Source organism: Candidatus Delongbacteria bacterium (assembly GCA_041675285.1).
GTDB lineage: Bacteria > CAIWAD01 > CAIWAD01 > CAIWAD01 > CAIWAD01 > CAIWAD01.
This window is the reverse complement of sequence record JBAYTZ010000001.1, coordinates 167,340-179,135: the sequence shown is the minus strand read 5'-3', so window position 1 is coordinate 179,135 and position 11,796 is coordinate 167,340. Positions and strand designations below refer to the sequence as shown.

Below are 11,796 nucleotides of genomic sequence, written 5' to 3'. Positions count from 1 at the left end.
GACATGCGCAGGCGAGGCTCCAGCAGCCGCCGGCCGTCAGCCGCCGACCCCCGTGCATCGACGAATTTCAGCTTTGCCTGGCGGGTTTTCAGCTTTGGAAGTGCCACACTCCCGCATGAACACACCCACCCTTCTCCTTATGGCGGGAGCCCTGCTCCTGCCGCTCCGCGCGGCCCGCGCCGACTGGCTGCGCACCATCCACGACGGGTTCACGAGCGAATGGACCGGCTGGCCCGAGCTCTGCGCGGACCCCGCCGGGGACGGCACGCCGGACCTGCTGGGCCTGCAGGCCGCGCGCGACGAGAGCTCCATCAGCCTCCGCCTGCTCTGCGGGACAGAGTTTCTGCTGCAGGAAGACTACGCGCTGAAGATGGTGCTGGACACAGACTGCAATCCGGCCACGGGCACGCCCACCGAGGGCCTGGGGGCCGAGCTGGTCTGGACCTTCAACAGCAAGAGCGGCGTCTTCCGCAGCGGGGCCACCTCCACCACGGTGCATCACGACGACCTGGCCCTGCGCGCCCTGCCGGCCTGGAGCCAGAGCGACTTCGAGATCCGCCTGGATCTGGACGCCCGGCCGGACGGCAGCCACCTGCTCTTCCCCACGGACTCCCTGCGCGTGGTCTTCTACACGCCGGGCGGCGATCGCCTGCCCGGCACGGGTTCCGCCACCGTGCGGCTGGGGGCGGGCAGCCTGCCGGCCCTGCCCGTGATCTCTCCCCTGCGGCCCGGCGACGGCAGCCTGCGCATCGCCGCCTGGAACGTGCTCTTCGGCAACATCTTCAACACGGCCGCGGCCACCACGGCCGCCTACGACCGCATCCTGACGGCCCTGGCACCGGATGTCATCTCCTTTGAGGAGATCTGGGACCAGAGCGCGGCCCAGCTGCAGACCCGGCTGGGGCAACTGGTGCCCGAGTTGGGGCCCTGGACGGCGATCAAGCTCGATTCGGGCAACATCATCGCCGCGCGTTATCCCATCCGCCAATCCTGGCTGGTGCAGAGCGGCTATCGCGAGACGGCCGCCCTGATCGACGTGAGCGCCGTGCTGGGGGACAGCCTGCTGTTCATCGCCAACCACCTGCGCTGCTGCTCGGCGGACGCCCAGCGCCAGGATGAGGCCGACGGGCTGATCCAGTTCCTGCACAACGCGCGCAACCCGGGCGGGGCCATCACGCTGCGCGCCGGCACGCCCATGGTGCTGGCGGGCGACTTCAACCTGGTGGGCGAGCGCCAGCAGTACGTCACCCTGACCACGGGGGACATCGTGGACAACGCCACCTACGGCCCGGACAGCCCGCCGGACTGGGACGGCAGCGCATTGGCCGACCTGACGCCGCTCTTCCCCGGCCTGCCCGAGTCCGCCACCTGGTGGGACAACGGCTCCACCTACTCCCCGGGCCGGCTGGACCAGCTGTTCTACACGGACAGTGTGCTCGAGAATCTGCGCGCGGGCGTCGTGGCCACGCCTTTCTTGAGTGGCGAACAGCTGGGCGCTTGGGGCCTGCAGGCCGGTGACGCCTGGACGGCCAGCGACCACTTCGCGGTCTGGGGGGATTTCCGGCTCCCGCCGGCGAACCTGGAAACGCCCGACCTGGGCATCGAACGCCAGGGAGACGGCACGCTGCGCCTGAGCTGGGCGGCCGTGCCCGGCGCCGCTTCCTACCGCGTGGAGCAGCGCGGCGCGCTGGGAGCCGCCTGGACCCTGGTGGGCAACACGGGCGGACTGGAGTGGCTGCTGGCCGCGCCCGCCGGCGCGGATCAGCGGCTCTACCGGGTGAGCGCGCTCAACTGACGGCCGCTTGTATCACGACTCGCATCTCACCACAGAGGCACAGAGACACAGAGGCACGGATTGATTTGAGAATTGGGTAGGGTCAAGAACAATCCAGGTTCCGGATCCACCCTCTCCAGTCTCTGTCTCTGTGTCTCTGTGTCTCTGTGGTGAAGTCTCCCAAGCGAGAGATCAGCCCCGCCGGGGATCGAGTTCCCGCCCCAGGCGGCGGGCGTCGTCCCCCAGCAGGCGCCGCACCTGCTCCTCGATGGCCTGGAAGGCGTGACCCACCAGCAGATCCGGTTTGAGCAGCGGCACGCGGCCGGCGGTCACGCGCTGGTAATTGAGGCGCGAGGCCTGGTTGCGGAACTTCATGCCCGAGAGGAAGAGCATCTCGAAGAGCGTGTCCGTGCGACAGCCCAGCTGGCCGGCCATCCGCATCAGCTCCAGCTCGTGCCCCAGCAGGTACATCACGCGCACCTGGCACTCGGGCAGGCTGTGGTCCACGCCCGAGATCGCCCCCTCGCGGATGAAGCGCGCGCCGGTCTCGTAGACGAAGTCCGCCGGTCCGATGGGCACCTGGCTGGAGAGGATGAAGGGCTTGCCCTGTTCGCGGGCCAGGCGAAGGGCCTCCAGCGCGTTCTCGGGCAGCAGCGGATCCGCGCAGGCGTTGCCGCCGCCGTAGCCCGCCAGGATCACGGCGCGGCTGGCCTCGACGGCTTCGCAGTATTCGCGCGCGCTGCGGAACGGATCGCAGTAGAGCAGGCGCACGCCCGCCGAGAAACTCAGGTCCAGCCCCTCCGCCGGGCCGGGGTCCACGTCCGGGCGGCCCGTGGCGCAGCGCCAGACCTGGCGCGCGATGGCCTCCATCAGGGGCCGGGTCATCTCCGCCGAGTCCACCCGGCAGACCCGGTGCACGTGGACCTCGCGGAAGGCGTCGGGCATGGCCATGCGCAGGAAGTCCTCCACCACGCTGCGCCCGACCCGCGGCGCCAGGCCGGTCTCGTCGGCGGGTTCGCTGTCGATGGTGCCGCCCGTGGTGATCAGGTGCAGCTCGTCCAGCAGCACGGGTTCGCGCAGGCGCGCGTCGCCGGCCCGGTGCTGGATCTCGTCCCACTCCATGGTCGCGATGGGGTTGCCGATGAACGCGCTGCCGCGCCAGCGCTCCACCTTGGCCAGGCTGTCGGCGAAGGCCTGGGTGCCGTTGTTGAAGACGGCGAAGAGGGTGGGCGGCTCCAGCATGGACAGGAAGCGCACGGCCCCGTGGATGTTCTGGAAGCCGTCGGAGTGGGCGAAGGCGTGCTCCATGGGCACCTGGCTGCCGGTCAGACAGACGTTGCAGTCCAGTTCCTTCAGGGCGTAGCGCAGGAAAGGCAGGGTCCAGGCCAGCGTGTCCGTGCCGTGGGTGATGAGAATGCCGCGCTCCATGGGGCCTCCGGTTGACGCCCCAAGGTACGAAGCCCAAGGCCCGCGCGGGCCGGTCAGCGCCGGTGGGCCGGCCACCCGAACGGGACCGCCGTCGCCCACCCCCGCAGGAGTCCCGGGAAAAATGCGCCCGCGGCCGCCTCCCCTCCGTGGCACGGCTTGACTTTCCAATCGACGGCTGTTACTCTTGGGGTCCAATTCCTGAGTAGCTCAATCGGTAGAGCGGGTGGCTGTTAACCACTAGGTTGGGGGTTCAAGTCCCTCCTCAGGAGTTTGAGCAGCAAAGGGTTCCGCCACAACGGAACCCTTTCTTTTTGCCCCGACTACTCCCTGTTTTCTCACCAAACGAAGACGCCCCTCCGCGGGGGAAGCGGAAGGGCGCCGGCTTCTCTTGGAAACTCGCCACAGAGACTCAGAGACACAGCGACGGACTTGGCTCGCTGGCCCGCGCGCCGATTCCTCATCCATCAACGGCTCTGCGTCTCTGTGCCTCTGTGATGAGGTAGCGAGCGGTTACACGTGCTGCAGGGCCTGCTCCAGGTCTGCCAGTAGATCCTCGGGCTCCTCGATGCCCACGGAGAGTCGCACCAGCCCCTCGGTGATCCCGGCCGCCGCACGCTCTTCGCGTGACACGCCGGCGTGGGTCATGGAAGCCGGGTGCTCGATCAGCGTCTCCACGCCGCCCAGGGAGACGGCAAGCAGCATCAGCTCCACGTGGTCCATCAAGCGGCGGCCGGCTTCCAGTCCGCCTTTCATCTCGAAACTGATCATGGCACCGAAGCCGCTCATTTGGCGCTTGGCCAGCTCGTGCTGGGGGTGCGAGGGCAGGCCGATGTAGCGCACCCAGGCGATCTCCGGCCGCGCCTCCAGCCAGGCCGCGATGCGCGCCGCCCCGAGCTGGGCGCGGGACATCCGCAGGGCGAGGGTCTTGAGCCCGCGGTGCACGAGGTAGGCCTGGTGCGGATCCATGTTGCAGCCGAGCAGGGTCATCATGTCGCGCAGGCGCCGCTCCAGTTCCGGCGTGCCGGCGCTGACGATGCCGCCCACCACGTCGGCGTGGCCGTTGATGAATTTGGTGACGGAGTGCAGCACTACGTCGGCGCCCAGCCGCAGCGGCTGCTGCAGATAGGGCGAGGCGAAGGTGCTGTCCACGGCCAGCCGCGCGCCGTGGGCGTGCGCCAGCTCGGCCATGGCGACCAGATCCGTGACCTGCATCATGGGGTTGGAGGGCGTCTCCACGTAGATCAGGCGCGTGGTGGGCCGCAGGGCCCGGCGGACGGCCGCCAGATCGGAGCAGTCCACGAAGCTGGATTCCACGCCGAAGCGCACGAGGTGCTTTTCCATGAGGATGCGCGAGGGTCCGTAGACGGAGGCCGTGCTGAGCACGTGTTCGCCCTGGTTCAGCAGCGCCAGGCAGGTCAGGGCCACAGCCCCCATGCCCGAGCTGGTGGCCACGGCCCCGCAGCCACCCTCGAGTTCCGCCACGCAGTGTTCCAGCGCCGCGATGGTGGGATTGCCGATGCGCGTGTAGATGTAGCCTTCTTCCTTCCGGGCGAAGAGGTCGGCGCCCTGCTGGGCGCTCTGGAAGGAAAAGGTCGAGGTCTGGTAGATGGGCGTGATGGCGCTGCCATACTGGTCGTCGACCTTGCCGCCATGAACCAGGGTGGTGTTGAACCCGCCGGCCTTCGTTTTCATGCTGCTGCTTGCCTTTCTATTGCGACGACCGCGGCAACGAACTCCGCGACCGGACCAACCTTGGTGACGGGTTCAATGTACCACCGCTGCCGGCGGACGGGCGGGGCGGTCCGGACGGGGCGCGCTCAGGCCGGGATCGCTTCGGTGAGGACTTGGCGCACGGCGCCGGCCAGATCCTTCAGGCTGAAGGGTTTCTGAAGGAAGTGGCCGGGCGGGGGACCGTCCGGGCCGTCGAGGATGTCCGCCGTGTAGCCCGACATGAACAGGCAGCGCAAGCCGGGGTGCCGCTCGCGCAGCTGCGCGGCCAGATCGCGCCCGTTCATGCCCGGCATGATCACGTCAGTGACCAGCAGACCCAGCCGCCCGTTCAAATCCGCGGCCAGTTGCAGGGCCGTGGCCGGACAATCGGCGGCCAGCACGTGGTAGCCCATGCCGCTGAGCAGCCGCTGGCAGAGCGCCAGCAGGCGCGGTTCGTCTTCCACCAGCAGCACGATTTCCTCACGGCGGGGTTCGGGCGGGGCCGCCGGCGCCGCCGTCGTCCGGTCGGCCTCGCCCACGTGCCGCGGCAGGTAGACGGCCACGCAAGTGCCCTGGCCCGGGGCGCTCTCCACGCGGACGAAACCATGGTTCTGGCGCACGATGCCGTAGACCGTGGCCAGCCCCAGCCCCGTGCCCTGGCCCAGCCCTTTGGTGGTGAAGAAGGGCTCGAAGACGTGCTCCAGCACCTCGGCCGGCATGCCCTGGCCCGTGTCCCGCACGCAGAGCCGGACAAACTCGCCGGGTTGCGCGTCGGCCCAGCCCGCGCACTGGGCGGCCGTCAGGCTCAGGTTGACCGCGTCCAGCTCGATGCGGCCGCCGCCGGCGATGGCGTCGCGCGCGTTCACGCAGAGGTTGGTCAGGATCTGGTCCACCTGGCTGGAATCCATCCGCACGGGCCAGAGCTGGCTGTCCGCCCGCCACTCCAGCTGGATGTGCTCGCCGATCAGGCGCTGCAGGATGCCCAGCAGTCCGCCCACGGTCTCGGCCAGATCCAGCACGCGGGGCAGGATGGGCTGCTTGCGGGCGAAGGCCAGCAGCTGCCGGGTCAGGTCCGCCGAGCGCTGGGCGGCGTTGTGGATCTCTTGCAGCTCCAGGTGGTGGGGCGCGCCGGCCGGCACGCTGCGCAGGAGCAGGTCCGTGTAGCCCACGATGACGCCCAGCATGTTGTTGAAGTCGTGGGCCACACCGCCCGCCAGCCGGCCGATGGATTCCATCTTTTGCGACTGCAGGAGGCGTTCCTGCAACTGGTTGTGCTCCTGCTCCAGCCGCCGCCGCTCCGTGGCGTCACGGAACAGCCCGACCAGGTGGACCTTGTCACCCAGCGTCACGGGCTGCGCGTTCACGTCGGTGAACAGCTGCGTGCCGTCCCTGCGCAGCAGGGGCACGTCCGTGGCCGTCATGTCCACTCCCTCGGCTTGCCGGGTGAAGGTGTGGAGCATGTGCGTGAGCACGTCGGGGGGATGGATGTCCGGCACGGCCAATGCGGCGACCTCCTCCGGGCTGCGGTCCAGCATCTGGCACATGCGCGCATTGGCCGTCACGAAGCGCAGGCTCTCCACGTCGGCCACCAGGATCCCGTCCGGCGAAGCGTCGTAGATGGACTGCAGGCGCTGCTCGGATTCCTCCAGCCGCCGCAGGGCCCGGCGACGCTCGTCGATCTCCCGCACCAGTCCGCTGCGGATGCCGTCGAACTCGGCGGCCATCCGGTTGCGGCTTTCCAGGGCCCGGTTCAGTTCCAGCTGGAGCAGAGTCTGGGCGTCCGCGCGGTCGCGCAGTTGACCCAGCAGATGCAGGGTTGGCCGGACCGTCTGGGCGAGCTGCGGCAGCAGCCCGGCGGGCACTCGCAGGTGGTAGAGGAGCGGATGGCCGTGCTCCCAGAGCGGCTCCCCCTCGCCCGCCGTGACCAGAATGCCGCAGAGTTTGGGGAGCAGGTCGCCCAGAAAGGCTTCGCCCTGGGACAGGCTGGCCGCAAACAGGGCGAAGGGCCGGGCGCGGAAATCGCGCTGGCTGAAGGTGTAACAGGGCGTGAATCCCGGCGGCACCGGCTCCACGAGGCTGAACAGCGGGGCGTCCATGCTCAGCGCCCCAACAGACAAACCACGAAGGTGACGTTGTGGAAGCAGGGCGGGGTGTAGGCGCCTCCCTCGCGGAAGGGGCCGATCTCGCCGAAGGACGGGATGCCCACCAGCGGCACGCTGCGGCCCAGGGCGGCTTGGAACACCTCCAGCTCAAGGGCGCCCTTGTCCTCCAGGAACCATTTGCGCCCGGCGCAGCTGATCAACACGGCGGCCCCGACCTCGAAACCCGGCGGCAGGGGCAGCAGGCCCTCCACCGTCTCGCGCACGCCGGCCAGCACCTCCTCGCGCGTGGCGGCGCAGACCTGCACGCGGGCCCCGGGCGGCAGGCTGCCGAACATGATCGTGGAGCCCTCCTCCTCGTTCAGGTGGGAGGCGGAGCGCAGAAAGAAGTGCCCGGCCTGCTCGGCGGAGAAGAAGGCCAGCGGCATCACGCCGATGTCCGATTGGCCCACCGTCTTGCCCACCTGGCGGGTCATGAACTCCGCCGTGCTCTGGCCGGAGATGCGCCGCAGGGTGCGGGCCTCCGCCTCCTCCACCACGCCGGACTCCCCGCGCGGCGTCCAGCCGCTGCCCGCATTGAGCAGGAAGGGCAGGGGGCCGCGCCCCAGCAGCACGACCACGGCATCCTCGCACTCGCGGCCCTGGTGAAAGATGCGGCTGCGCGTGAACTGCCGATCGTCGCCGCTCAGGCCGCCGAAGACCGGGATGCCCAGGGCGCCGAACAGGCCCTCCACCACGGCCGTGCCGTCGGCGCGCGCGCCATCCGCCAGCACGAAGCAGAAATCGGGGTCGCCGTCCAGTTCCCGGGCGGCGGCCCGGGCGGCCGCCCGGCTGGTGGCCAGGGAATCGGCGCCCACGCCCGTGCAACAGGCGGCGGACCACTCCACCGCGCCGTCCGACTGCAGGCCTAGGGCGCTGACGCCGTAATCCGCCGCCAGGCCGGTGCCGTAGATGCCGTCCCCGGTGCCGCCGACAATCAGTGGCGTCTGCCCCTCCAGGGCGTCCTGCAGTCCGGTGAAGAATTCGGAGAAATCGGGATCGTAGGTGATGGAGGCGAAGATCAGGATCACCTCGGGCCGCAGCTCGCGCAGGTCGTCGCCGATCTGCATGCCGGCCCGATAGGGATCCGGATTGACGGTGGTGGCGGAATGGTAGCGCATGGACGATCCTCCCGATCCTCGGCCCGATCCTGGAGCGCTGGCTGTACCTGGTGGACTGCTGGAGTGGACGCGGAAGGAGTATCGGCAAATAAAGGATGGGATTCACGCCTGAATGAAGGGTCAGTCCAGGATCCGCCCCGGCGGCGCCCGCCGGACGTCGCGGAGTCCGGCGGGTGGCGCGGGGCGGTCCGCTCCGGTATCAGGTCAGGCCAGTTCGAAGACCAGCAGCTGGTTCTTACGCGTTTCACCCGTGAGCAGCAGCGAGTCCTCTCCGGCCAGACCGAGACCGTCCCCGGCCTGCAGGATCTCGCCGTTCACCTGCACGGCGCCCGCGGAGACGTGCACCCAGGTCGGGCGTCCGCTCCAGGGCCGCGCGGGCAGCGCGCCCTGCGCTGGTTCCACCACCCAGATCCGCGCTTCGGACTGGATGGTCACGGCGCCGCCGCCCGCCGGCGGGGCGGCCAGGAGGCGCCAGCCGTCCGCGGCGGCGGGCAGAGGGCGCTGTTCGTAGCCGGGCGTCCCGCCACGCCGGCTGGGCAGCAGCCAGATCTGCAACAGGTGGACGGGCTCCGTCGCCGAGGGATTGGTCTCGCTGTGCAGGATGCCCGAGCCCGCGCTCATGCGCTGGGCCTCCCCGGGCCGGATCACGGCCTCGTGGCCCAGGGAATCCCGGTGGCGCAGGGCGCCGGCCAGGATCCAGGTGACGATCTCCATGTCGCGGTGGGGGTGCATGCCGAAACCCGTGCCCGGCGCCACCACGTCCTCGTTGAGCACACGCAGGTTGTGGAAGCCCTGCCAGGCCGGATCGTGATAGTCGGCGAAGCTGAAACTGTGCCAGGTGCGCAACCAGCCGTGGTCGGCGTGGCCGCGCTCGGCGGCGGGACGATGCAGCCGCATGTGGATCCTCGTTCTAGGGGGCGGGTCCGCAGACCCGCCCCGCATGTCGGTTCGTCAGGCCATGGCGCGCAGCCGGGCCACGCGCTCCTCCACGGCCGGATGGGTGGAAAACAGATTCGCCAGCCGGCGCGCCCCGCCGCCCAGCGGATTCATGATGAACAGACTGGCCGTGGCCGGCGCCTCGGCGGAGGGATGGGCCTCGGTGCCGCGCCGCAGCTTCTCCAGGGCGTCGGCCAGCCCGTGGGGATCCCCCGTGAAGCGGGCCGCGGAGGCGTCGGCCAGGTACTCGCGGGAGCGCGAGATGCCCAGCTGGATCAGCGTGGCGGCCACGGGCGCCAGGAAGATCATCAGCAGCCCGGCCAGCGGGCTGCCGCCCTCCTCGTCGTCGCGCCCGCTGCCGAACAGCAGGGCCAGCTGGCCGGCCTGGGCCAGCATGGAGACGGCCGCGGCGATGCAGGCCGCCACGCTGGCCACCAGAATGTCGCGGTTGCGAATGTGGGACAACTCGTGGGCGATCACGCCGCGCAGCTCGCGCTCGTTCATCAGCCGCAGCAGGCCCTGGGTGACGGCCACCACCCCGTGCTCCGGGTTGCGGCCCGTGGCGAAGGCGTTGGGTTGCTCACCGGGCAACAGGTAGAGCCGGGGCATGGGCAGCCCGGCCGTGGCGGCGATCTCCGCGGTCATGCGGTGCAGGGCGGGCAGCTCGTCCGGGGAGATCTCCCGGGCCTTGTGCATCCGCAGCACCAGCTTGTCCGAGTAGAAGTAGGCGCCGATGTTCAACGCAATGGCCAGGGCGCCGAACAGCCAGAGCATGCCCGGGCCAAGCAGGCCGCCGACGCCCACCAGGACGGCGGAGAGGGCACCCAGCAGCAGCACCGTGCGCAGCTGGTTGGAGAATCCTCCGGTCCCGCGCAGCGGGGCGCCGGGCTGTGAGGAAGGGGAGCTCATGCGGGTTCCTTTCATGTCTTGGGAGTCTCAGTCGAACAGATTGCCCAGGCCTTCCAGCCAGGTGCGGGCCTTGAGCCGCTTCTTGTCGGGCCCGTACTTCCGGTCGTGGTCGTGGTGGTCGTGCCGATCGTGGCGTTCGTAGCGGTCGTCGTGATCGTGCCGATCATCGTGGTCGCGGCCACTGTCGCGCGGGCGCTCCTCCTCGTCCTTGCGCGTCGCCTGGATCAAGCGCTCCAGCTCGCCGCGATCCAGCCAGATGCCGCGGCAGACGGGACAGCCGTCCAGCGTGATGCCGTCGCGCTCGCGCTCGAGCAGTTCCGTGTCGGGACAGCGGGGACAGTTCATCGGGCTCCTCCTTCCTCGATCAGGTCCTTGCGGGTGTCGCGTTCGCGCTCCAGGTGGCGGGCCAGTTGGCGGGCCATCCGCTCCACGGCCCGGTCCGCGGCCGGTCGCGGCTGGCTGTCGCGCTCGGACACGATCAGGCTGCCGCCCGCCGTCAGCACCAGCTCCAGCCGGCAGCTGAGGTCTTCGCCGCCTTTGGGCCCGTTCTCGTCCGTGAGGCGGACCTTCACCTGGCGCACGCGCGGGGCGAAACGTCCCAGTCCGAACTGGATGCGCCGCTCGATGTGGCCGTGCAACTCCGGGTTCAATTCCAGGTCCCGGGCACTGATCTGAATCTTCATGGCCATCGTCCTTTCCGGTTGACGGGGGACAGAGTAGCGTGCGCGCTTCAATTCGACAAAAGGAAAATTTGGCTTGTTTCGTTGCTGATTATCGAAGCATCTTGTCCCCATGGAATGGCTCAACTACCACCACCTGCTCTACTTCTGGCTCACCGCGCGGGAGGGCAGCCTGCAGAAGGCCTGCGAAGAACTGCGCCTGGCGCCCAGCACCGTCAGCAAGCAGATCCACCAGCTGGAGGACCTGCTGGGCCACAAGCTGTTTGAGAAGCGCGGCCGGCGCCTGGAACTGACGGAGTCCGGCCGCGTGGCCCAGCGCTACGCCGAGGAGATCTTCAACCTGGGACAGGAGTTGCTGGACACCTTGCGGGACCGTCCCGTGGGGCGGCCGCTGCGCGTGACCGTGGGCGTCGCGGACGTGGTGCACAAGCTGGTGGCCCAGCGCGTGCTGGAGCAGGCCCTGCGACTGGAGGAGCCCGTACGGCTGGTGTGCCGGGAGGATCGGCCCGTGCGCCTGCTGCGCGACCTGGCCGCCCACGAACTGGACCTCGTGCTGACGGACGCCCCCGCGCCGCCCGGGGCCCACGTGCGCGTCTACAACCACCTGCTGGGCGAGTCGGACATCAGCTTCTTCGCCGCGCCCGAGCTGGCCCGGCGGCTGCGCAAGGACTGGCCGCGTTCCCTGGACGGCGCGCCCGTCCTGCTGCCGGCGGAGACCTCCGAGCTGCGGCGCGGGCTGGAACAGTGGTTCGCCGCGACGGGCGTCCGGCCCCGGGTGGTGGGGGATTTCGAGGACAGCGCCCTGCTGGCGGTGTTCGGGGCCCGTGGGCTGGGGGCCTTTCCGGCGCCCACGGTGCTGGCCGCGGAGGTGGAGCGCGCGCAACAGGTGCGCCGGGTGGGGCGCGTGCCCCTGCGCGAGCGGCTCTACGCCGTCAGCGTGGAGCGGCGCATCCAGCACCCCGCCGTGGCGGCCATCTGCGAGGCGGCGCGCACGCGCGTGTTCGTGGAAGCCTTGGAGCCGCTGGTGCGGCCGCCGCGCCGCCGCGCGGGCTCAGAGCGGACGCCGCCAGCCGAGTAACCGGAAGGACGCGGGACAGAGA

Annotated in this window: 10 protein-coding genes and 1 tRNA gene; 3 read left to right on the top strand and 8 right to left on the bottom strand. The window is 70.0% G+C overall.

What is annotated here, in order from left to right:
- Positions 1-115: 115 nt before the first annotated feature.
- On the top strand, positions 116-1,795 hold the full coding sequence (locus WC326_00580; protein ID MFA7329543.1) for an endonuclease/exonuclease/phosphatase family protein: 1,680 nt from the start codon (positions 116-118) through the stop codon (positions 1,793-1,795).
- Positions 1,796-1,966: 171 nt separating this feature from the next.
- Here the strand turns inward: WC326_00580 and WC326_00575 are convergent, their stop codons facing one another.
- Positions 1,967-3,202, bottom strand: coding sequence for an asparaginase domain-containing protein (locus WC326_00575; GenBank protein ID MFA7329542.1), 1,236 nt, complete (start codon positions 3,200-3,202; stop codon positions 1,967-1,969).
- Positions 3,203-3,398: 196 nt separating this feature from the next.
- Between WC326_00575 and WC326_00570 the strand changes: the two genes are divergently transcribed.
- Positions 3,399-3,471: transfer RNA gene (locus WC326_00570), tRNA-Asn, on the top strand.
- A 241-nt stretch (positions 3,472-3,712) separates the two neighbouring features.
- On the opposite strand, the gene WC326_00565 is transcribed toward WC326_00570, so the two are convergent.
- The 7 genes from WC326_00565 to WC326_00535 all read right to left on the bottom strand — a co-directional run bounded on the left by WC326_00565 (position 3,713) and on the right by WC326_00535 (position 10,699).
- Positions 3,713-4,894, bottom strand: a complete 1,182-nt coding sequence (locus WC326_00565; protein ID MFA7329541.1) for a PLP-dependent aspartate aminotransferase family protein — start codon at positions 4,892-4,894, stop codon at positions 3,713-3,715.
- Positions 4,895-5,019: 125 nt separating this feature from the next.
- Complete coding sequence (locus tag WC326_00560) at positions 5,020-7,008, bottom strand: ATP-binding protein (GenBank protein MFA7329540.1); 1,989 nt, start codon at positions 7,006-7,008, stop codon at positions 5,020-5,022.
- Positions 7,009-7,010: 2 nt separating this feature from the next.
- Complete coding sequence (locus WC326_00555) at positions 7,011-8,171, bottom strand: FIST N-terminal domain-containing protein (protein MFA7329539.1); 1,161 nt, start codon at positions 8,169-8,171, stop codon at positions 7,011-7,013.
- A gap of 204 nt (positions 8,172-8,375) precedes the next feature.
- A complete protein-coding gene (locus WC326_00550; GenBank protein ID MFA7329538.1) occupies positions 8,376-9,068 on the bottom strand; it encodes a pirin family protein in 693 nt (230 codons plus the stop codon).
- 54 nt (positions 9,069-9,122) lie between these two features.
- On the bottom strand, positions 9,123-10,016 hold the full coding sequence (locus tag WC326_00545) for a zinc metalloprotease HtpX (GenBank protein ID MFA7329537.1): 894 nt from the start codon (positions 10,014-10,016) through the stop codon (positions 9,123-9,125).
- A gap of 27 nt (positions 10,017-10,043) precedes the next feature.
- Positions 10,044-10,361, bottom strand: coding sequence for a zf-TFIIB domain-containing protein (locus WC326_00540; protein ID MFA7329536.1), 318 nt, complete (start codon positions 10,359-10,361; stop codon positions 10,044-10,046).
- A complete protein-coding gene (locus WC326_00535) occupies positions 10,358-10,699 on the bottom strand; it encodes an HPF/RaiA family ribosome-associated protein (protein ID MFA7329535.1) in 342 nt (113 codons plus the stop codon). The genes WC326_00540 and WC326_00535 overlap by 4 nt, the downstream gene beginning before the upstream one ends.
- A gap of 109 nt (positions 10,700-10,808) precedes the next feature.
- Here WC326_00535 and nhaR point away from each other — a divergent pair, with 109 nt between their 5' ends.
- Entirely contained in the window at positions 10,809-11,774 is a 966-nt protein-coding gene (gene nhaR, locus WC326_00530) for a transcriptional activator NhaR (GenBank protein MFA7329534.1), read from the top strand.
- The last annotated feature ends 22 nt before the right edge of the window (positions 11,775-11,796 follow it).

Bases quoted from the DNA above. Each gene is read 5' to 3' on its own strand.
- WC326_00580 (MFA7329543.1), top strand. From the start codon at position 116: ATGAACACACCCACCCTTCTCCTTATGGCGGGAGCCCTGCTCCTGCCG.
- WC326_00575 (MFA7329542.1), bottom strand. From the start codon at position 3,202: ATGGAGCGCGGCATTCTCATCACCCACGGCACGGACACGCTGGCCTGG.
- WC326_00565 (MFA7329541.1), bottom strand. From the start codon at position 4,894: ATGAAAACGAAGGCCGGCGGGTTCAACACCACCCTGGTTCATGGCGGC.
- WC326_00560 (MFA7329540.1), bottom strand. From the start codon at position 7,008: ATGGACGCCCCGCTGTTCAGCCTCGTGGAGCCGGTGCCGCCGGGATTC.
- WC326_00555 (MFA7329539.1), bottom strand. From the start codon at position 8,171: ATGCGCTACCATTCCGCCACCACCGTCAATCCGGATCCCTATCGGGCC.
- WC326_00550 (MFA7329538.1), bottom strand. From the start codon at position 9,068: ATGCGGCTGCATCGTCCCGCCGCCGAGCGCGGCCACGCCGACCACGGC.
- WC326_00545 (MFA7329537.1), bottom strand. From the start codon at position 10,016: ATGAGCTCCCCTTCCTCACAGCCCGGCGCCCCGCTGCGCGGGACCGGA.
- WC326_00540 (MFA7329536.1), bottom strand. From the start codon at position 10,361: ATGAACTGTCCCCGCTGTCCCGACACGGAACTGCTCGAGCGCGAGCGC.
- WC326_00535 (MFA7329535.1), bottom strand. From the start codon at position 10,699: ATGAAGATTCAGATCAGTGCCCGGGACCTGGAATTGAACCCGGAGTTG.
- nhaR (MFA7329534.1), top strand. From the start codon at position 10,809: ATGGAATGGCTCAACTACCACCACCTGCTCTACTTCTGGCTCACCGCG.